The following is a 20,572-nucleotide window of genomic DNA, read 5'->3' as shown; positions in this document are numbered from 1 at the left end:
CCACGTCAGCAAGCAGGGTTGAACACGGCAAAGTGTTCAGCAAAGTGCGCAGGCCAGTGTGTAGGTTCGGAGAAGTCGAGCACCTGCCAGCCCTTGTCTTGCAAGGTAGCAGCAGTGCTAGGATCAAGAGGGGTCAGAAAAACCAACGCACGTGCGGCTTTGTACTGAGCAGCCGCTATGGCCGCCCCCTTGTTGACAGCAACGTTCAGTGCATCAGGCAGCCTCAAACCTGCCTGTTGCAAAGCAGCAAGCCATTGCGCAGCAAGTGTATCGCCTGCCGCCTCTGCACCAACCAAAGTGGCCGTAGCGCTTTCATCAGCAGCCGGCCGCAGCTTCACCTGGGCATTGGCCAGTGCAACCAACAAAGTCAGCACCTCGGAATTACGGCGGTTGATGTGCTCATGGTCGGGCTGATTGAAGTACGACAGCAGGCACTGGTAGCAGCCGGCTTCGCAAATGTGATTACCCAGACTGTTGGTCACCTCTTGGCCAGGCAAGTCTTCCATCCGCCAGATGCCGTTGGACGGTGCCTGATAGTGAATAAGCTTCAACGCATTGCTTGCCACCTGGGCCAGGCTGGCGGAGTCATTGGCCAGGCGAGTAAGCACCCCAGCGCCTCCCTCTGCCGCTTCGTAGAACAACAAGGCGCGGCGTTCAGCCTGTGTAGGCAAAGGCTCTGCCACCAATTCAGACTCTTCGATCTGAAAGGTCATCTCGATACCACGTTTTAGAGCCGCCTGCAGCGTGGCCATGGTCTCTAACGAGAGAGGATGCACGGGAGCCAGAATTAGCAAATTACGGTGATCTTCCACGAAGGGCACTATGCGCTGGTTGGGCACCTTGTCCATGAGCGCATCATCGTTGCCATTGTCATCCCCCGCTTCGGGTGCATCCTGCTTGCTCCAAGTACCAGTGATGGGGTTGATGTAGAAGCCCAGTTGCTCCTTGTCCTTGCGGCGGCGCCAACCCCGATTGATACGCCAGATACGCGCCGATGGCGCATAAGTGAGCTCAGCCAGGACTTGCTCTGCCAGCTGCACATCGGCTTTCTGCTTTTGAATCTTTCCGTCTGGCCCAGGCAGGAAACGGTAGGTAGTCTGCAGTTCAAAGCCTTGACGCTGGCGATCTTCGTCATTGATGGAAATACGCTCTACCGGCACAGTTTCAACGGTCTCGACGCGGTAGAGTTCGCGCACCCAGTCGCTTTCGGTTAGCAGGGCGTCGCAGTTCTCGCAGCGGTTGACCAACGGCTGGGTTCCGCCAGGCTCACCCAAATGCCCATAGCCGCATTGACTGCACACCAGCGAGGTGATGGTTGAAAGCAAACTGTTGCCAGAGATATGGCTGGCATCGCCTACATTGAGCTTGGCGCGCACCACACGGTACATACGCCCTTGATGATAAATAAGGCTGCGCGGCCCAAATTCCGACAGAGCCAGAAAGCGCGGGCGGCTCACCATGCTTCCCTCATCATCCTTACCATTTGCAGTTTGCCCGCCTCGAGCGGGAATCCAGGCCATGAGGGGGAGGCGCGGGAAGTTGTAGCCGGGTAAGAACCCCTGACTGGCAAGGTAACGGTAGGTGTAGAAGTCGGTGTTCTGACCGTTGCCAGATTTGAGCAGCACCGCATATTGCCGAGCAGCATCACCGTAGCGGCGTTGTGCGTTCTGGCGCTCAGTATGCGAGGCGGTGTGGCTCTTGACAATGTGGTCGGCCATATCCATTTGCTGTCGCGTGGAGTCAAACAGCACGCGCCAGCGTTCCAAGGCCGCCGAGAACTGCTGAGGCGCTCGGGTAATCACTTGCTGCACGTACTCGGATGTAAACCATTGACTCTCACTGAGCTCCGCCTGGAGCTGAGCAATCACGCCTTTCCCAATGGCCAAGGCGCGAGTGTGTACCTCGGGTGCATTGAAAGCTTCCATATAGGTGGACTTGAGCGGCTTGCCCTCCTGATCAAGGTCAAGCATGGGAGCAATACTGGCATCCAGTGGTACTTGCGTACTGGCTAGCCAGACAGCCTGCAAGTGGCTTTCAATCAAGTCCCGGTTGGCCAGATCCAGCGTTGGCGCCCGCACTACGCCATGCACCATATCGTTCGCGTTGTGAAAGAACCATTGGTCATGCGGACTTAGTGCCGCGCAATAGGTCACGACCAGTGCCTGCTGGCCCGAGCGCCCCGCACGTCCGCTGCGCTGTGCGTAGTTGGCGGGCGTAGGTGGCATGTTGCGCAGATACACGGTATTGAGTGCAGAGATATCTACACCCAGCTCCATGGTGGGCGAGCAAAACATGACAGGAAGACGCTCCAGCGGTGCCTCGTGTGCCGGATTCTGTGCCCAATCATTGCGGTCCTTGTCTGTGTAGCGAAAGCGCTGCTCCAGCAATTGCCGGCGTGGCGCATCGACTTGTGCAGTGTGTTCCTGGGCTTCGAACTCAAACAAGGGATGCGATGGCAAGCGCAGCAAATCGGCCACACTGAGGTACAACTCACGAAAAAAGGTGTTGACCGGCCTATCTTTGCTCGGAGCCTGATCGGTGGTCAGACACCAGTCCAAAGCAGCGGCATTCAGGCGCCAGCCGACAAGTTCAGTGTCAATCGCGTGCTTTTGCACGTAGCCATAGTTACTCGCTGCGCTCAACAGGTCTTTAATCAGTTCCACCCACTCCGTATCTTTCCAGTGCTTGACCTCGGCAGCAAAGGCTGAGTTTTGCCATAGCTTGGATGTCTTGACGAGGCGCAGCAGACGGGAACGAGCACCGCCAGTAACCAGATCGGTACGCGGCTTGCCTTTGTATTCCGGACGCTTATCCAAGATGAGGTATCGCCCCGTCTCCAGCTTTTCATCCGGAGCAAAAGCCCAGCGTTCCGTCAGGTAGGTGTGTCCGCTGGTGCGCGCCTTGTCATGCTCAACCGGATCGAGATAGCGGGTTTCAAGGCAAAGGTGACGGCGCAGGTGATCAAACAGCAGATTGCACAGACCCTCTCGGTCCGTCGGACTAAGCTGTGAAAGTACCTTGCTGTCTGCAAATGCGCCAGCGTCTATACAGAATTCATCCAGACTACGATAGCGGATGTCCAGCAAGCCTAGCTGGTCAAGATTAGGATTGTTGAAGCGCCAGCCTCGACGTAAGTCACGCAGCAAGCGATAGGCAATTATGAAGCGTAGCGTCCTCTGTGCTTCCTGACGAGCTAGCCCCATCAACTTGGGAGATCGCAGGTACTCGACCAAGGTGGTCTGGTCTACTTGCCCAAAGCCAAGTGCCTTGAACACCGTCTCAGCTAGTTGTTCTTCATTTAGAACGCCTGCATTGTCCTGCAACGCGCCAATCAGGCCTGCACGCAGTGTGAGCAGGAAAATAAAGTCGTTAAAGTGGCCTGCCTGCAAGGCAGCATCTTGTCGGTTATCGGTAAAGCCCAGAAGCTTGCGCGGATCGGGCTGTCCAGGTTCTGCATCAGGCAACGCAAATAGTTGCTGCAAGGCACTGAGCGCAATCATTGTGGTGGCTGAGGAACGCCCCTCGCCAGACAGACTGGAGAGGCGATTGGCGTCCTTACCATGGGCTTCGTGCACCGTGCCACAACTCAAGCAAAAGCGAAATTTACCGGGGATGAACCAGAAAGCTTCTCCTACACCTTCGTGCCCCTGGGGATCAACAGACACTTCGTAAGGAATTGATTTTTGATAAGCGGGCTTGATCTTGGGTTCGTTGCGACTCAAGTCCAGCCAAGTTTCCGGCAAGTCTTGTTGTTGCCCGGTGTACTGCTGGTTGGGGTTGACTGGACACAGAAAACCGTAGCTTGTATCTTCTGCCTCATCAGCCGCAATATCATCAATTTCTCTCGGCAGGTAAATGGTGGGGCGCTGAGTTGACTGCCAAACTGGCAAATACTCTTGTCCGCAATCGCGACAAAAGTGCGCTGGATAGAGGTGCACCCCCTGATCCTGGCGTCCGGGTGCAAATCGCTGCGCATCCAGCGTGATGTGTCGCTGGCCTGGAGCTTCCAATGTGGTGAGCACCTTTCCTGGACCGCTGATAAATTGGTGAAGCTTGAAAGCAAAAGGTGGGCGCCCTTGTGGAGTGCGAACATCATGTGCAGCCACCAGAAAACGCTTTAAAGCGTTACCAGCCTCAAAAACGGTACATTTAGCATCACGCGCTAAGTCTTCACTGGCAGCCTGAATGGTTTTAGGCTTGGCGCGGCGTGGCGGCTCATTATCAGGCAGCTCAATACCAAGGTTAAGCTCCACCCAAATTGATAGCGGATCGCGCTGAAAGGCAGCGAAATCCGGCCACTGGTGAGCTTCCCGAGCCACTGCTGTAGGCAGCTCCGCAGCAATCGCTGCAACGTCTTTGAGCGGATCTGTAACGCGCTCCAAGGTTTCGCCGATCACATCGTGCTCGCTGATGGCTGCACCAAAAAGCTTGGAGGCGACTGCTGCGACCGTTCGATTGCGATCAGCTTGTGTGCCTGCGCTGGACATAGTGGCCGAGGTTCCAATACAAACCAGCTCGTCAGCGTTGAGCCGCTCACGAAGGCGGCGGACAAGCAGGGCAACGTCCGCCCCTTGACGACCTCGGTAGGTATGGAGCTCGTCGAGAACCAGGAACTCCAGCCCTTCGCAGTGGTCCACCACCTTTCGATCCACATCGTCGAAACGAGTGAGGATGTACTCCAGCATCATGAAGTTGGTGAGCAAGATATCTGGCGGGTTGTCGGCAATGGCATCGCGCTCGACATTGCTCTCCTGCCCAGTGTAACGAGCGACCGTAAAGGGCCGCTGATCATGGGCGTAGCCATACAGAAACTTGTCCAACTCTTCCAGCTGACTATTGGCCAAAGCGTTCATCGGGTATATGACGATGGCACGCGTGCGCTGCTTCCCACCTTCTACTTTCGCTTTGATGATGCGGTCGATAACCGGGATGAAGAAGGACAGTGACTTACCTGAACCAGTCCCTGTGGTCACCACATAGCTTTGACCTGCTTGGCCTTTGGCCAGCGCCTGCAATTGGTGTGCGTAGAGGTGCAGAGGTTGCGGACGACCCTCTGGTTTGCCGACCTGGAATACGTCGGCACATGCGGGATGAAGCACCCCATCTGTCGCCAGCGATTGCACCGTGCCTTTGCGCTGATAGTTGGGGTTGATCTGCACCAGTGGCTCAGGCCAGTAACGGCCATCTTTATACTGACTCTCAACTTCTCGTTGAATGTCCGAAGCGGCAATATGAACAAAACTGCGCGAAAAGTTGCTGTAGCGATCGACAAGCTGGTTACGGAACTGAAAAACGTCATCCACAGCGATGATCTCCCTAGTGTTTTTTCTGGGTTAACAAGGTGGCAACTTTTCTAATTTGGTTGCGATTTTTATACGCTTCTATTTGGCATCTTTGCTTCTGTCGCCGCCTCACTCCAACTCGCCATTATCGTGTCTCGACCATCGTTAGACTTGTATTGCTCCAGCAGCTCCTACACCGGAATGGCTGCTAATGCAAATGCCTCAGAGAGCGCCTCCATCTTCAATGCCGATGTGAAAGCTAAGCGGTAGACCATGTCTGGAGATTCAGAAGGCTACCTCACATAGCAGGCTGCAGCCACTGCAATGCAGATCATGCCTTGGTCTGATGATCTCCAGATTTTTTCACCCACATATCACCTCATTGAGCATGCCCCCAGGTGTGCTTGGCAACACGTCTTGCCCAACATCAATGAGGCTTTATGTCCACTCCCCTTTCTTCTCTCTACTGCCCCCTCTGTGATTCGCGGCATATCGCTACCCATGACTACGGCCGCAAGGCCGGAACAGCGCTTGGAGCCACAGCCGGTGCTGCGGGTAGCGCTGCCGCTGCTCTCGGTGGCGCTGAAGCTGGCGCCACCATCGGCATGCTAGCTGGCCCAGTTGGCTCTCTATTTGGAGGCCTGGCTGGAGCCCTGATGGGAGCTCTGGTCGGCGGTGTCGCAGGCGGCACGGCCGGTGCATCCATTGGCGAGCGCTTTGACGACACATTGCTCGACAACTATGAGTGCCGCTCCTGCGGTCACAGCTTTGGCAATCGGCATCTGGCACACAGGCAGACCTGAGCCTTTACCGCTTTTCCAAACACATATGCAGCAGCCAACAGCCCCACAAGGGGCTGTTGGCTTTTTTGCGTTCCTGCTTTCCCTCTCTTAAAGGAGTTTTCACATGGCACATCTCGTAGAAACCATGGCCTTTACCGGCCAGACCCCTTGGCATGAACTGGGCCATGCCCTGCCCGCCAAACAAGGCATCGATGTCTGGGCCCAGGCCGCTGGCATGGATTGGCGTATCCAGGAAACGCCCGTGCGTTATCTCGCTACCGATACTGCATCGGGTCTTTCGGGCCTGTATGCCGAGCCCAAGGAGTTCCCCGAGCAGAAGGTGCTGTACCGCAGCGATACGCAAGCGCCTCTGTCGGTGGTGGGCAGCCGCTACCAAGTGGTGCAGCCCCGCGAGGTGCTGGAGTTCTACCGGGATCTGACCGAGGTCGCCGGCTACGAACTGGAGACCGCCGGGGTGCTCAAGGCTGGCCGCAAGTTCTGGGCCTTGGCCCGTACCGGCAAGTCCGCTGCCCTCAAGGGCAAGGATGTGGTCAACGGCTATTTGCTGCTGGCCACATCCTGCGATGGGACGCTGGCCACGGTGGCTATGCCGACGACAGTGCGGGTGGTGTGCAACAACACGCTGACCATGGCACTGCGCGATGGCATGGGAGCGGTCAAGGTGCCGCACAGCACGGCTTTTGATGCTCAGGCGGTCAAGCGCCAGTTGGGCGTGGCCGTGGGCCAGTGGGATAGCTTTATGTACCGCATGAAGACGCTGGCCGAGCGCAAGATCAAGACCCATGAGGCAATGAATTACTTCCTCAAGGTGATCTGCAACACGGACCAGCATGCCGATCCCACGGTAGGCCTGACTAATGAGCGGGCCCTCAAGAAAGTGCAGATGCTCTATGAGGGTCACGGTCGGGGCGCCGAGATGCAGGCGGCCAAGGACACGGCCTGGGGCCTGCTGTGCGCTGTCACGGAGTTCGTGGATCACGAGAAACAGGCCCGCAGCCAGGACAACCGCCTGGACAGTGCCTGGTTCGGCCAGGGAGCGGTGATCAAGCAGCGGGCTTTGGACCATGCGTTGCAACTGGTGGCCTGAACCAGTGGCCTGATCGCATTGTCCTCGTGTCTGATCCCTGGCTTTCTTGTCCGTCTTTGGACGGTACCCCTCTCTTCTTTCCTCCACCACAGACCGCTCATCGAAGCGGTTTTTTTTATGCCCGCAATTTTTGCGAGACAAGGAGTTTGTATGTCTTTGCACTTGGTGAGCCCTTCGGGGCCTGCTGCTCCTGCAGTTCGCTCTACCTCTGCCCCATCCCGTACTCCCCGCAAGGGAGCCGCCCTGCGCCTGGTGTCCACCAAGGACCTGGAGCGTGAAGACTGGCTGGAGGTACGCCGTACCGGCATCGGCAGCTCGGATGCGGCAGCGGCCATCGGCCTCAACCCCTACCAGTCCCAGCTGGAGCTATGGATGCAAAAGACCGGCAAGGGCGATCTCTTGCCGGCCGTCGATCCCACGGACGACACCAGTCCCATGTTCTGGGGCACCTTGCTGGAGCCCATCGTGGCGGCCCATTACACCAAGCGCACGGGCAACAAGGTGCGGCGTGTGAATGCGGTGCTGCAGCATCCCGAACATCCCTGGATGCTGGCCAATGTGGACCGGGAAGTGATCGGAGCTCCCGATGTGCAGTTGCTCGAATGCAAGACCGCCGGCATCCATGGCGCCCGCCTGTGGCGCGATGGCGTTCCCGAGTATGTGCAGCTCCAGGTGATGCACCAACTGGCCGTGACAGGCCAGCGCGCCGCCGATGTGGTGGTGCTGGTAGGCGGGCAGGAATTGCGCATCTTTCGCATCGAGCGGGACGAAGCGCTGATTGCGCGCTTGATTGCGCTGGAGAAGGAATTCTGGGACATGGTCCAAAGCGGTATCGCACCGGCCGGTGACGGTTCGGACAGTGCCGAGCAGGCTTTGCGCTGCCTGTACCCCAACGACACCGGGGACCAGGTGGATCTGAGCGAGGACGAGGAGCTCAACACCACCTTCGAGGAACTGCTGCAGGCCCGCACCGACTTGGACGCTGCGCAGAAACGGGAAGCTCGCTTGCGCCAGCGCATTCAGATGCACATGGGCGAAGCCAGCAAGGCCATGTTTGCCTGTGGCGGTTCCGTCACCTGGAAACGCAGCAAGGACGGGCAGGCGTTCAACAGCAGCCAGTTCGTGCAGGAGCACCCCACGCTGGCCCAGCGCTATCTGAGCCCGCGGGCCGGTTCACGGCGTTTTTGTGTCTATGAGCCGGAAGCCAAGGCTTGAGCCTCTGGGAAAGGTTCTCACTCCCTGGGTGGTAGTTAAACACCGGCCTCGTCAAATATCCGGCGCAAGACCTGCATAGGCAGGAACCGGACTCGGCGTCGCTTGAGCTCGCGCCTGAACAGGCGCCCTCTCTCAATGAAGTTGATCTTGGGTTGCATCGGGATCTGATGGATTGCCTACGCACCCAATCTAGCAGCAAAAACCAGGCGGTTTGTGACATCGCTGTCCGCTCAGGGATCTCCCTCCCGTCCTTCCTTTCCTTTTACCTCTCTCTTCCCCCGTCCTCCCGGGCCTGGCCCTGGAGGATTTTTTATTGGAGCATCTCATGATCAAAGGTTTGATGATTACGCCCCCGGTGATCGGCCGCATTGCCATTGGCAAGGTGGTGGAGCGCAATGGCAAGCGCCTGCCCGAGAAGGATGACGAATTCACCATCACCACCCAGGTGCAGGCCCGTGGGCAGTGGATCTTGCATCCGCTCGATGAGGCACTGCGCCAGGCACAGCACAGTGGCATAAAGGAAGGCACAAAGCCTTCCTTGTCTGAGGGTAGTGAAGAAGGTGACAGCGGCCTGCAGCCCGCTTCTGCTCAACCTTCGCAGCGCTCCGGCAAGCGTTCACTCAAGGAAAAGATGGGCGTCGCTACAGATATGGAGCAGACAATGGACGCCAAGGCCCGGCCTGCAGCGGCGACGGCCACGGCAACCACTCCCGCACGGCGCAAGCTCCGCAGCATCCCAGTGCGAGTACTGTTCAACGAGCCCGATCTGAATCTGCGCGCCCATTACACCCTGTTCGACCGCAGCACGGCTAGGCCAGTCTGCGTGGGCGACGGCGAGAGCTGCAAGCGGGTCACGAGCCAGGGGCTGGCCGCCATGCCCTGCCCCGGACCCGATGCCTGCGCCTTCGGCCAGGATGGCTGCAAGCCCTATGGACGGCTGAATCTGGTCATTGGTGACAGCGATGAGCTGGGCAGCTTTGTGTTCAGGACCACGGGCTTCAACAGCATCCGCACGTTGACCGCCCGGCTGCAGTACTTCGCTGCGGTGTCGGGTGGGCATCTGGCCGGCATGCCGTTGGAGCTCAAGCTGCGGGGCAAGTCCACGACGCAATCGCATCGTGCTGCCATCTACTACGCAGATCTGGTCGTTCGCAGTGGCTTGACGTTAAACGAAGCCATTGCGCAGGCTCGAGAGTTAGTGGTACAGCGGCACGCTGCTGGCTTTGATCAGCAAGCTTTGGACGAGGCTGCAAAGCTGGGCTATGCAAACGGCAGCTTTGAAGACTCACCCGAAGAAGCTGCGGGCCTGGTAGAGGAGTTTTATCCCGAGCCCCTTCTACAGGAAGCGCCCGGAGAGCCGATCGCGGACTCTGAAGCCAGAACCCTGAGGATGCATCGCCAGAGTGTCAATGGTACGCATAGACCGTATGCGTAAAGGCCGTGAACTTGGAAACCGTGGGCACATGGTCTGTAGCCAAGTTTGTACGCTCTTGTAACCATAGCAACCATGGACAAAAAAGCATCCCAGCCGAGCCCCGAGCCGCAAAGACTCCCCGTGCTGGTGGCCTTCGGAAGGGTCGTCCGGAGTTTGCGCAAAGAGCAGGGGTTCTCACAGGAAACCTTTGCGCAGTACTGCGGCCTGGATCGCAGCTATATGGGCGGTGTGGAGCGGGGTGAGAGAAACATAACCCTGGCCAATATGGAAATCATCATCACTGCCCTTCGCCTCAAGCCTTCGGAGTTTTTCGCGGCTCTGGATGGCTATTTTGCGAGTCGGGAAGTACCTGGGCAGGTAATTCGGCTCCAGCATTTTAACGGTCGCGTCCAAGCACGAAAGAAACTGTCCGATCAAGGAAATTGATCTTTGTAAACCTGCCCACTTCCATGCCGCTGCCAGTCAGCGGCAGTTTTCATGTCGTCTCCATTTTCAGATGGGGACGCCCCATCAACATTCATTTCAATCATGGAATAAAAAATGAAAGCCACTTTCATAATTTTCGTCTTATGGTTTTTCTTATCGATATTCATAGGACTATCTGCTAAAGCAGCGGGGCGTAGCTTCTGGCTTTGGTTTCTGATTTCGATATGCCTTGACCCAATCATTGGCTATTTATTGCTCCAAGCAAGCAAGGGGCGATAAATGGCAATCATTGTTTTGTTCTTGGCGGTCATTTACTTTGCGCTGTTTTTTGTGGTTGCAGTCTATGCCAGCAGAAATAACAAAAGCGCAACTCTTTGGATTTTTATATCCCTGACATTAACACCTTTTATTTCCTTGATCCTCCTTCGAGGAAACATCATTCAAGAACATAGAAAAGCAGTCCAACATTAAAGGAGCAAATATGCCAATGGTTTTCTGTCGCGGCTGCGGCAAAGAAATACATGAAAGCGCACTCACTTGCCCGCACTGCGGAGCAACGCAAATCGCACCGTCATCCACCGAATCAAAGTGGATGCCAATTACGGCTTTGGTCCTGGGGGCCTTGGTACTCCTGGCCAGCATTGGCTTTGGGGAGCAAGACAAACCCAGCACCGACGAAATCGTCGGCGCCTTCATCTTCGCAATTCCCAGCATCGTGCTCGCTGCTATCAGCTTGAACCAGCGACGTTGGGGCAAACCTTGGGCCCTCACGGCCATTGTGCTGTCCGTACTGGGCATTCTCATCACCGCAGGTACCTAACCTTCAGGAATTCATTTATGCCCACTCAGTACACGACCTACGACCAAGTCCCTTGGTTTCGCAAGTGGTGGTTTGCAGCCATCGGCTGTTTTGTTTTCATGCCCGCCATCGTTGTGATGGCCTTCACCGGGAGCTTCTATTTCCCCAAGCAAGGCCGTGCTCAGGCGTTTGCGCCATGGTACAAATTTTTCCTGCTCAGCCTCTGCCTGTTGGCAATCCTGGGCTACGTTCTGGAGGACAAGCAGGAGCCCCCTAAAGTCACGGCGACCATCTCCGAGTCGGAACTGAACGCCATGTTCAATGAGAGCATGGACAAGGCTGCAGAGGTCAAGGTACCGGCTCTTGAACAGCGTACAGCGCCAGCAGCGTCTCCTGGAACATCGCCCACCATCACCACTCCAGTCGCATCAGTTGCATGTGGAGGGAGCAAAACAATTTTTGCTTGCACCACTACCAAGGGCAAAGCTGTGGAGGTATGTGACTCTGGTGAAACGCTGCAATACAGCTTTGGCAGAAAAGGTGACACCCCAGAGCTGGCGATTTCAGTGCCACGCAGCAAAGCCAGCACGTTTCAGTGGGATGGCACAGGAAGCCGTATGACTTACAGCGTGCAGATCCCGAACGGAAACACGGTCTATGAAGTGTTTACCGCAATTGACCGGATGAGCGATCAACACGAAATGGCTGCAGGGATCAACGTCGAAGTAGCAGGCAAGCATGCCGTAACCCTCACTTGCCAAGTGGATACCGTGGTGCACTACCTTGAGGGGATCGCTCTCAAAGCTGCACTGTGATCAAGGCGAACTGACGCTCCCCTGCAGCGCTGCTCTGGGCATGAGTCACGATGAAACCGAGTGCACGCTCGAATTTCATCGTGACTTATTTTTTTGTCAAGGTCTGCTGTGCAGCGATCTCGGTCGGCCCGCGCTGTGCCTCGTACGACGGGTCCTCAGTGAATTTCGGTCATCGAGCCAATAGCCGACACAAAGTTCGACCGACCGTTCTGGGGGCTGAGCCGGTCGTTCATTGCGTACATGCTTACGAGCCGACTTCAACATCAGCGGATGCCTGCTTACCGCTGCAGGTCAACCGCTGCCAGACGCGAGCGACGCCAATTTCGAGATGGACAGGCCCCACGATGCGCTGGTCCGCAACCTGTTTCCTGGACTGCTGAATGAGCCGTCGTGACCTCGCGCCCGCAGCTTTGAATCCCGTTCTTCGAGTTGGGCCCATGTTGCTTCGAACTCCAGCACCGAGCTACGCGCAAAAGCTCCTGGGGCGTGCGCACGTAACGAAAGGTTATTGCATACTGGCTGGTGGAGAACAGACCCGCCGTCGGCTCGGCCTTGCGGGTCATCTCAGCCCGCGACGCCCCGACAGCTTCCGATTTCCGGCTCATCTTGCGACTTAGTCATGCAAGGGAGCGTTCCCCTGAATCGAGAGGTGGGTGTTCGCATGACCAACGGAAAACAACGATGTACACACGAGAACCTGACGCGACCGTAGAGGCCCTCGATGACAGCGCCTTGCTGGCGAGGCTGGCGCGTACGGACTGGGAGCACGACCCGCTGTTCATCCCTGATGAGCAGGTCTTTCGCATGTTCAGGCGCGCTCGGGATGGTGGAAACTCTAGCCGGGCGGGGATTCTTTCAAGGGTGCTGTCGCGGCGCCTGTTGGGCCTCGCCAAGGGCTTCGCAGTGCGCAGCGGCATCTATCCAGGGAACATCGGAAACATCGACCAGGCCGCGGAAGAGCTGTCGCAGTACGTCTGGGAGTGCCTTATTACTCGGCCAGGCGACGCAACGCATGCTGAAAAGCTATTTGGGCAGTTGTTCAAACGCCGCGCACTTGATTTTCAGCGCCGTCTGCTGGCCAAGAAGCGCAATCTCCAGGACAGCCTGGATGCCATGGAACGCTCAGATGAGGACGATGACCCCGACAAAACCATTCGCAAGGTCTCTGCGCTGCGCCAGGACGATACTCCGGCTGACGCCCTGGCCGCCCAACAATGGCACGCGGAAGTTGCTAAACGACTGCAAGCTGTGCTGACCAAGCAAGAGCACTACGTTTATACGATGCTTTTCGTCGAAGACATGCCGGTCAAGGACATTGCTGCCGCCCTTGGCGTCAGCACCCGAACCATCAACACCTATAAGAACACCGCCCTCGACAAAGTCGCAGAGATGCGGAAGGAGTTCATGCAATGACATCGCCCATCCGCAGGCTGTCGCTTGATGAAGTTCTGGACGAGTTCTTCTTCTCTGCTGACAAGCCGTCCCCCGACATGGTCCTTCGCGCTTGTGAAGCCCATCCGGAATATCGTGAAGATATCCTTGAGTTCGCTGCCCTGTGGTCGGCCTACGAGGCTTCACCCGAGGTCCCAGCTGCCGACACCGTTGAAGTCTCTGAAGAATCGGTGTCGCGTCTCCAAAGCTACGTGCTAAACCAGCTCCATGAACTCGACAGTGGGACTAGCACGAGCTCGCAAGCTGAAGCTGCGCGCAAAGCCATCGAGTCGCTTGCAGGGAAGCGCCTAAAGCAAGCCGCCGCCGCCGCAGGCCTTGGCACTTCTACGCTGCTGCTAACGAAGGTTCTCACCAAAAGCATCGTCGACGTTCCCATCAAGGTGCTGAACGACTTGGCTGCGCATCTCGACGTTGCGCTTGGTGGGCTCCAAACATGCCTGGGACCTGAACTGGCGGGAGCCAAGAGCTATCGGTCGAAAGCCGCGCCAAACGCTTCGTCGCGAGAAACGTGGAAAGCCGCGGTTCAGTCCCTGTCGCTCAGCAACGAAGAGAAGCAGCGACTGCTCGCGTTACAGCAGGTCAGGGAGGGCGACTCTTGACCCCCTTCCATAGAGCTCGAGAAGCTGCAACGCAGCTAAGGCACCAGCTGTTTGGCGACGAGGCGTTGTCCGGTATCCCATCGAAGCAGGTCATAGACGCCACCGAAGAGGCTGAGGACTTCGACATTTCGGATGCAGCACCTGATGATGAGGCTTTAGGGAGCGCTGATGCAGTTTTGGTTCGCAAGTTCCGGCAAATCGTCGTGCGCGATGACGCGCCGAGCGGGGAGCGCGCGTTCCTCATTGCACACGAATTCGGGCATTGGAAACTGCATGACAAAGGCCACGAGGGGTGCCACAAGGTCGTCGATTCGACCCTGAAGCCAGAGGAAGGCGATACGTTCGGTGCCCAAAAGGTCGAGGCCTACGGCGCGCGTGAGCGAGCCGAACTGCAGGCGAACATCTTTGCAAGAGAGCTACTCCTTCCTCGCACGGTGGCACGCGCCCTATTTGTTGCCGGGAGAAACGCGACGCAGCTGGCGCAGGAGCTGGATCTGCCCTTGGAGCTGGTTCGGCAACAGTTGCTCGACGGATTGCTTCTTCCCGAACCAGCAGCGTCCTATGAGGAGCAGCCCCAGCCCATCACGGCGACTGAAGAACAGGTCGCCGCAGCCACATCCTCTGCTACGACGTCATTGGTCGTAGCGGGACCTGGCACTGGAAAGACGGCCACGCTCCTCATGAGGGTGCAGCATCTGCTAGCTAAGGGAGCCAAGCCCGAGGAATTGCTCTTGCTAACGTTCTCAAATCGGGCCGCTCGAGAGCTGGTTGACCGGTTGCAGCAGTCGGGCGTCCCGAATGCTCATGACATCTGGGTGGGCACGTTTCACGCATTTGGCCTGGAATTCCTGCGCAAGAACCACGAGGAGTTCGGGCTGCGGCCCCGCTTTGGCGTCGCTGACAAGATGGCACAGATTGCGGTCCTCGAACCTCACATATACGGCCTCGGCCTCACGGCGTTCAATCCCCTTGGAGACCCCCTCGACTGGTTGAAGGAAGCCATCTCGACCATCCAGCGAGCCAAGGACGAGCTGGCGGATGCAGCAGAGTTCGCCGAAGCAGTTGACCGGTCGGCCTCAGGCACCTCGGATGAGGCGCTGGCCAAGCAGAATGACGTAGTCAAGCTTTACAGGTGCTATGAGTCGAAGATGCAAGCCAACGGCAGCCTCGTCGACATGGGGGACCTCGTCATGCTCCCAGCACTTGCGCTGACGAAGGATTTCGCCAAGTACACCGCAAGTGTCGGTCGATTCAAGCACATCCTTGTCGACGAGTACCAAGACGTGAACCGGGCTAGCGCCCAGCTCGTGAAAGCCCTCGCCGCTCACGCCAATAGTCTTTGGGTGGTCGGAGACGCACGGCAAGCCATTTACCGTTTTCGCGGCGCATCCATGCGCAACATCGTCCGCTTCAGCGATGACTTTCCATCCCACACGACTTTTCCGCTCAACGAGAACCGGCGCAGCTTCGAAGAAGTTATCCGCGTCTTCGAGCACACGGGCCGCGAGGGCAACCCTCTTCAGATGGTGCTTCCGCTCGATGACGTTGGTTCGGCGCGGGGAAATAGCGGCATCAAGCCGCGTCACGTGCAGTGCCCTACCGACGATGTCGTCAACGGCGAACTCGCAGCCAACGTCCGCCGCATTAATAGACTTGGCGTATCATTCCGCGACCAAGTCATCCTCGCGAGCACCCATGAGGGCTGCAGCTCTGCGGCCGACAGCCTGAATGCGGTCGGGGTACCTGCGCTGCACCTCGGCGACATCTTCCAGCGACCTGAGGTCAAAGACTTGCTGGCTCTGCTGCAACTCTTCATTGACCGCTCCGGAAGCGGCCTGCTTCGAGTAGCGCGCCTCCCAGAATTTGAGCTGCCGCCGGCTGACGTCGAGAAGCTGCTTAGCTGGTGCAAGGCGAATCGACCGGCACCGCTCTCATGGGTCACCGCCCCACCGTCCGAGCTCTCCGGAAAGGGCATTGCCGCTCTCGGCCAATGGGCAACCGCTTTCGCTGACCTCGACTCGTCGGATTCACCCTGGGAGGTCGCCTGCCAGCTGTTGCTGGACCGGACGGGCATTCTCCGAGCTCACCTTGCTGGTAGCAGCATCCTCGACATCACGCGTCGTATTGCGCTCTGGCAGTTCATCTACTACCTACGCGTGCCGGACGGCAGCCGCGCGTATCAGACCGTCGGCAGCTTCATTACTCGTTTGCGCCGACGTTTGCGCATCGGAGATGACCGCGAGCTTCGCATTCCGCCCCCTGAAGCGGATAGCCTCGATGCGGTTGCTGTAATGACAATCCACGGAAGCAAGGGCCTCGAGTTCGAGGCGGTCCATCTTGTGGATATCGATGCCAGGCATTTCCGCATGGGCACCGACTCCGACCTCGTGCCCCAGTCCTTGCTGCAGTCCATCGCTCCCATCGAGCACTTCGAGGAGCAGAGTGAGGCGTCGAACAAGCTCTATGTGGCGCTATCGCGAGCCCGCGAGCACCTTGTACTCTATGAAACCAAGGCTATGTACAACGCTGAATGCGTCGCGGCCATCACTGGCGCCGCGCATTTACTCGAGCGCGTTCAAGGCAAAGCCGCCCTGCCCAAGTCACAGGTGGTTTCCACTGATGGCAATGTGGCCGCCCCACCTACCTCATTTGAGCTCGCAGGTTTCTTGTTGTATCGAGTGTGCCCCCGGCGGTACTACTACGACTTCATCAAGGAGCTGAGCCCGGCAGCAGGCCTGCACCCAGCTGCTCTGGTCGAAGGCGCGGTCATGCGAGAGCTGTTCGTGCCGTATGGCCAAGAGCCAGGCGAACCTCCTGCGGAAGTGGAAAAAGTGCTTGCCTCTCTCGGCCCTGCTTTCAAGGAGTCCGTGCCGCACTTGAGAGCCTACGCTGAACAGCTACGAGGCGCTGGTCGGGAATGGCTCGGCACGAAGCGCGCCGCGATGGGGAAGCCGTTTGACATCCAGTGTGCAGGTGTCCCACTACACATCACGCCGCATCGCACCACCAAATCTCACTCGGGGTTGGCTGTGAAGTTGGAATTCGTGCGTACCAAGCCGTCCGGCAAGTGGTCGCGGCAGCACAAGGTTTTGAAGTGGGTGTTGAAGTATCTAGCCGAAGCGTACCCACAGCACTCATTCCAGGGCGGCATCTTTGATCTGAGCACCGGTACTGAAGAGTCCGTCTTCCCTTACGGCCGGCTCCCGGACGACTTCTTTCTGGTGCCGGTTGCCCGGGCGCTGGCGGCCGGCAAGTTCGAGGCGAAGCCTAGCTCCTGGGAATGCCCGAAGTGCAGGCACTTCCTGCATTGCCCGGCCTGAGCCGCTCACGTACCAGCACTTCCGATTTCCAGGCCTTCCTGCGACTTACCCAGCATGAGCAGCGCATCCCGCGCAGCTCAACCAGCTGTAAGGAGCAGAAATGCCAACCCGCGTTTACATCCAGTCTGAGTATTTTCCTGACATCAAGTTCGTCGAAGTCAACGATGAGGCGACCGTCGCTGAGCTGAAGCACGCCGCCCTGGCGCTGCTGCCGCCCGGCACCGAGGCCTTCGACCTGACGCTCTCGGTCGAGGACGATGACGACGATGCCCACAGCCACTCGATCCAGGTCAAGCACCTCAAGAAGGAGCACGGCGTGCGCGTGCACCTCCACCGCTGCAAGCAGGTGGAAGTGAAGGTCTGCTTCGGTGCCGAGGTCGTGCACCACAAGTTTCGCCCGGCGACCACGGTCGGCCGCGTGCGCCTGTGGGCTGGCGAGAAGCTCGGTATGGCGCCCGGTGACATCGCCGAGCACGTCCTCCAGATTGCCGGCACGACCGAGCAGCCCGATGTGGACATCCACATCGGCTCGCTCACCAAGTACTCTCAGTGCGAGGTGGCCTTCGACCTGGTGCCCGCGCACCGCATTAACGGCTAAGAGGCGAGGTATGGCACCGGACGAGCAATCGCTCCGTGCCGACCTTGCGTCGGCGCGCTTTCTCTCTGGCGAAGACCGCAACCGCTGGCAGTTCAAGCAGCTGGAGTGGCCCTTCGCCTACATCAACGTCATCGCCCGAGACCGGCGCGAGTACACGCTGCGCCTGGACTGCAGCGGCTTTCCGACGACTCCGCCCACGGGCACGTTCTGGGACCTGCCGGCGAACAGCAAGCTGACCTTCGACAGGTGGCCCCAGGGCGGCGAGCGCCTGCAGCTGGCCTTCAAGCCTGGTTGGAAGAACGGCGACGCGCTCTACATCCCTTGCGACCGCGAAAGCATCGTCGGCCACGACTGCTGGTTCGCCCAGTACCCGCAGCTCATCTGGAAGCCCGCCAAGGGCATCAGTCACTATCTGGAGGTCGTCCATGAACTTCTTCAAAGTCGCGACTACGCCTGCGCCCCTGCTTGAAGTGCCGGCCGCGCTTTGGGCGGACCTGCTGGCCCACCTGTGCGAGCAAGGTGCCGGCGTTCGCGAAAGCGGTGCCTTCCTCCTTGGATGCAAGACCGATGCCGGACGCATGGTCAAGCGCTTCTTGCCATACGAGCAACTCCAGCCCGACGCCTTTAGCAACGACTACGTGTCTTTGAAGGCCGACAGCTTCGCCAAGCTCTGGGAGGTCTGCCGCGCCACCGGCATGACTGTCGTGGCCGACGTCCACACGCACCCCTTCGGCCCCGGGCAGAGCCGTTCGGACCGCACCAACCCCATGGTCGCCATGAAAGGCCACATCGCCCTCATCGTGCCCAGGTTCGCCAAGGGCAACCCGCGCCCGCGTGACCTTGGCCTCTATGTCTACCAAGGCAACCACCAGTGGACGTCGTATTCGGGTTCCGATGTCGGCTGCCTCCTACGACTTACCAATGCTGGAGTTTTTCAATGATCGAGCTCAACGCTGATTCCATGCACCGACTGGCCAAAATGGCGCTGGACACTGGTGAAGTTGCCTCGCCCGAGGAGGCCGTAGCCTTGTTTTCGCGCTACCGCCTGCGCATCCACCTCGGCTACGGCTGGGCCGACACGCTGGCCGGGCAGGCCAGCTTTCTGACCGCGCTGAATACCGCCGTGCGCGCCTTTCTTGGCGGCGTTGAGGTCTACGGCGACCTGAGTCATGCCCTCGACGCCCCGCTGTATCAAGGTCGCAGCGCAAGGGAAGTAGCTAAAGAGCTCGGCGCGGCGGTGGTCACCTGCGCCACGACCGAGCTGCCGACGATCGTGCTCGGCGCCGCGCCCGACGCCGCTGCACCCGCCTTCTGCGTTCAGCTCGGCTGGGACCACTGGCGCTTCCAGATTGCGCCTGTCGGCGCCGAAAGCGCGCTGACCTGCGTCGATGACAACTCGCTCGCCGGCATTGGCGCCGCCGCGCTGGGCGTCAACGAAGCCTTCATGCACGTCCGCGGCGACCTGGCTGAGGCTGGTCATCGCACCGTTGGCATGTCCCTCTGGAATCCGCTGGCCGTCGCAGACTGGCGCGACGATGCACACAAAGGCCCCCCGCTCGCCTATCTGCCGAAGTCGCTGTGGCTCGTTGGTTTGGGCCACCTTGGCCAGGCATATGCGTGGACGCTGGGCATGCTGCCCTACCCGGTCGATGGCCGACCACACCTCGTGCTTCAAGACTTCGACAAGGCAGCCAAGTCCAACCTCAGTACCTGCTTGCTGCTCTGGGCTGCTGACCTGCTCAAGCCGAAAGTCAGGGCCCTCGCTAGCCGCCTCGAGTCCGCCGGATTCACCACCGCGCTGGTCGAACGCCGGTTCGGTCCTGAACACCGCGTAATGGTCGACGAACCGACCACGGCTCTCTTTGGCGTCGACAACGTCGCCGCCCGTCGCGACCTCGACACGGCTGCGTTCGCCATGGTCGTCGAGGCCGGGCTGGGCAGCGGCTACCGCGACTTCCGCAACATCCGCCTGCACACCTTCCCGGGGCCGCGCCTGCCTTCCCAAATCTGGAGGGCTGAGTCCACCGCGCAAGCCGCGCCCGAGTTGAACGATACCTACAAAATCCTCGCCGACGAACGCAAAGACATCTGCGGGATGACGCTGCTGGCCTCCCGCGCCGTGGCCACGCCGTTCGTTGGCGCGCTAGCGGCGATTCTGGCTCTGGCCGAGGTGATGCGCCCGCTACACGGCGGCTTGGTCTACGCGGCCCTGGATGTGCAGATGAGGACCATGCGCCATCGCACCGGCGCAGCGCCCAGCACCTACCAAGGCCTCCAGACCGCCTTCGTCCAAGCCGAGAAGCGGCCGGTCAGCTCGAAGCGGGCGGCGGTGTGAGCAGGCGCGGCTACAGGCGGCGAGGCCGCAGCGGCCTTTCCACGGCGGTAGACAACACCGCGCACCTCGCCGCGTCGTTCGGCCCCGTCGGTGCCCTTTGCACGGGCACGATTGGCTTTGCCGTCTTCTACACAGTGTTGCCGCTTTGCATGATGGCTTGGTCCGCCGAGCGCAAGGCCAGCCTCAAGGGGTCGGCCGTAGCGGCCTTCGCGAGCTTGTTGGACCAGGTCATGTGGCTCCGCATCATTTCGCCTTGTCAATGCGCCGGCATCGCCATCCTGCTGGTGTGCACGGCCATCGCTGTCTGGAAGCTCCTCGACCGAGCCGAGCTCAATCATGAAGACGTGACCTTCCTGAGTTTCATCTCTAAAGGCATCGGCCGACTGATGGGAAACTGAGATGCATC

17 protein-coding genes are annotated in these 20,572 nt (G+C 58.9%); 15 read left to right on the top strand and 2 right to left on the bottom strand.

The features are described from left to right. Positions 1-5: 5 nt before the first annotated feature. Positions 6-5,303 carry a DEAD/DEAH box helicase gene (locus tag V8Z74_RS10385; protein ID WP_349709156.1) on the bottom strand — a complete coding sequence of 1,766 codons (5,298 nt, stop codon included), beginning with the start codon at positions 5,301-5,303 and terminating at the stop codon, positions 6-8. Positions 5,304-5,938: 635 nt separating this feature from the next. On the opposite strand from V8Z74_RS10385, the gene V8Z74_RS10380 reads away from it, so the two are divergent. The 5 genes from V8Z74_RS10380 to V8Z74_RS10360 all read left to right on the top strand — a co-directional run bounded on the left by V8Z74_RS10380 (position 5,939) and on the right by V8Z74_RS10360 (position 10,248). Then, positions 5,939-6,085, top strand: a complete 147-nt coding sequence (locus V8Z74_RS10380; protein ID WP_349709155.1) for a hypothetical protein — start codon at positions 5,939-5,941, stop codon at positions 6,083-6,085. 103 nt (positions 6,086-6,188) lie between these two features. After that, positions 6,189-7,172: a DUF932 domain-containing protein gene (locus V8Z74_RS10375; RefSeq protein ID WP_349709153.1), complete on the top strand. Its 984-nt coding sequence runs from the start codon at positions 6,189-6,191 to the stop codon at positions 7,170-7,172. A 150-nt stretch (positions 7,173-7,322) separates the two neighbouring features. Beyond that, positions 7,323-8,387 carry a YqaJ viral recombinase family nuclease gene (locus tag V8Z74_RS10370; protein ID WP_349709152.1) on the top strand — a complete coding sequence of 355 codons (1,065 nt, stop codon included), beginning with the start codon at positions 7,323-7,325 and terminating at the stop codon, positions 8,385-8,387. A gap of 325 nt (positions 8,388-8,712) precedes the next feature. Then, positions 8,713-9,822 carry a recombination directionality factor gene (locus tag V8Z74_RS10365; protein WP_349709151.1) on the top strand — a complete coding sequence of 370 codons (1,110 nt, stop codon included), beginning with the start codon at positions 8,713-8,715 and terminating at the stop codon, positions 9,820-9,822. 72 nt (positions 9,823-9,894) lie between these two features. After that, positions 9,895-10,248: a helix-turn-helix domain-containing protein gene (locus V8Z74_RS10360; protein ID WP_349709150.1), complete on the top strand. Its 354-nt coding sequence runs from the start codon at positions 9,895-9,897 to the stop codon at positions 10,246-10,248. Here the strand turns inward: V8Z74_RS10360 and V8Z74_RS10355 are convergent. Next, positions 10,236-10,415 (bottom strand): hypothetical protein, encoded by a 180-nt coding sequence (locus V8Z74_RS10355; protein ID WP_349709148.1) that lies wholly within the window; start codon positions 10,413-10,415, stop codon positions 10,236-10,238. The genes V8Z74_RS10360 and V8Z74_RS10355 overlap by 13 nt on opposite strands. Positions 10,416-10,729: 314 nt before the next feature. On the opposite strand from V8Z74_RS10355, the gene V8Z74_RS10350 reads away from it, so the two are divergent. The 10 genes from V8Z74_RS10350 (at position 10,730) to V8Z74_RS10305 (ending at position 20,564) form a co-directional block, all read left to right on the top strand. Continuing rightward, complete coding sequence (locus V8Z74_RS10350; RefSeq protein WP_349709147.1) at positions 10,730-11,068, top strand: zinc ribbon domain-containing protein; 339 nt, start codon at positions 10,730-10,732, stop codon at positions 11,066-11,068. Between the two features lie 17 nt (positions 11,069-11,085). Further along, positions 11,086-11,862, top strand: a complete 777-nt coding sequence (locus V8Z74_RS10345; RefSeq protein WP_349709146.1) for a hypothetical protein — start codon at positions 11,086-11,088, stop codon at positions 11,860-11,862. A 681-nt stretch (positions 11,863-12,543) separates the two neighbouring features. Next, positions 12,544-13,275, top strand: a complete 732-nt coding sequence (locus V8Z74_RS10340; protein WP_349709145.1) for an RNA polymerase sigma factor — start codon at positions 12,544-12,546, stop codon at positions 13,273-13,275. Further along, complete coding sequence (locus V8Z74_RS10335; RefSeq protein WP_349709144.1) at positions 13,272-13,913, top strand: hypothetical protein; 642 nt, start codon at positions 13,272-13,274, stop codon at positions 13,911-13,913. The genes V8Z74_RS10340 and V8Z74_RS10335 overlap by 4 nt, the downstream gene beginning before the upstream one ends. Next, on the top strand, positions 13,910-17,233 hold the full coding sequence (locus V8Z74_RS10330) for a UvrD-helicase domain-containing protein (RefSeq protein WP_349709143.1): 3,324 nt from the start codon (positions 13,910-13,912) through the stop codon (positions 17,231-17,233). Before V8Z74_RS10335 ends, V8Z74_RS10330 begins: the two co-directional genes overlap by 4 nt. Before the next feature lie 100 nt (positions 17,234-17,333). Continuing rightward, the gene (locus tag V8Z74_RS10325; RefSeq protein WP_349709142.1) at positions 17,334-17,831 is read left to right on the top strand and encodes a hypothetical protein; all 498 of its coding nucleotides are present in this window, start codon (positions 17,334-17,336) and stop codon (positions 17,829-17,831) included. Positions 17,832-17,841: 10 nt separating this feature from the next. After that, positions 17,842-18,300: a DUF7665 family protein gene (locus V8Z74_RS10320; protein ID WP_349709141.1), complete on the top strand. Its 459-nt coding sequence runs from the start codon at positions 17,842-17,844 to the stop codon at positions 18,298-18,300. Beyond that, positions 18,257-18,772, top strand: coding sequence for a hypothetical protein (locus V8Z74_RS10315; RefSeq protein WP_349709140.1), 516 nt, complete (start codon positions 18,257-18,259; stop codon positions 18,770-18,772). The genes V8Z74_RS10320 and V8Z74_RS10315 overlap by 44 nt, the downstream gene beginning before the upstream one ends. Beyond that, the gene (locus V8Z74_RS10310; RefSeq protein WP_349709139.1) at positions 18,769-20,166 is read left to right on the top strand and encodes a BilD N-terminal domain-containing protein; all 1,398 of its coding nucleotides are present in this window, start codon (positions 18,769-18,771) and stop codon (positions 20,164-20,166) included. Before V8Z74_RS10315 ends, V8Z74_RS10310 begins: the two co-directional genes overlap by 4 nt. After that, complete coding sequence (locus V8Z74_RS10305; RefSeq protein WP_349709138.1) at positions 20,163-20,564, top strand: hypothetical protein; 402 nt, start codon at positions 20,163-20,165, stop codon at positions 20,562-20,564. Before V8Z74_RS10310 ends, V8Z74_RS10305 begins: the two co-directional genes overlap by 4 nt. The last annotated feature ends 8 nt before the right edge of the window (positions 20,565-20,572 follow it).

The organism is Comamonas sp. w2-DMI, assembly GCF_040187735.1.
GTDB classification, from domain to species: Bacteria; Pseudomonadota; Gammaproteobacteria; order Burkholderiales; family Burkholderiaceae_C; genus Comamonas; species Comamonas terrae.
The sequence above is the reverse complement of the archived record's forward strand: the minus strand, read 5'-3'. Positions and strand labels throughout refer to the sequence as shown.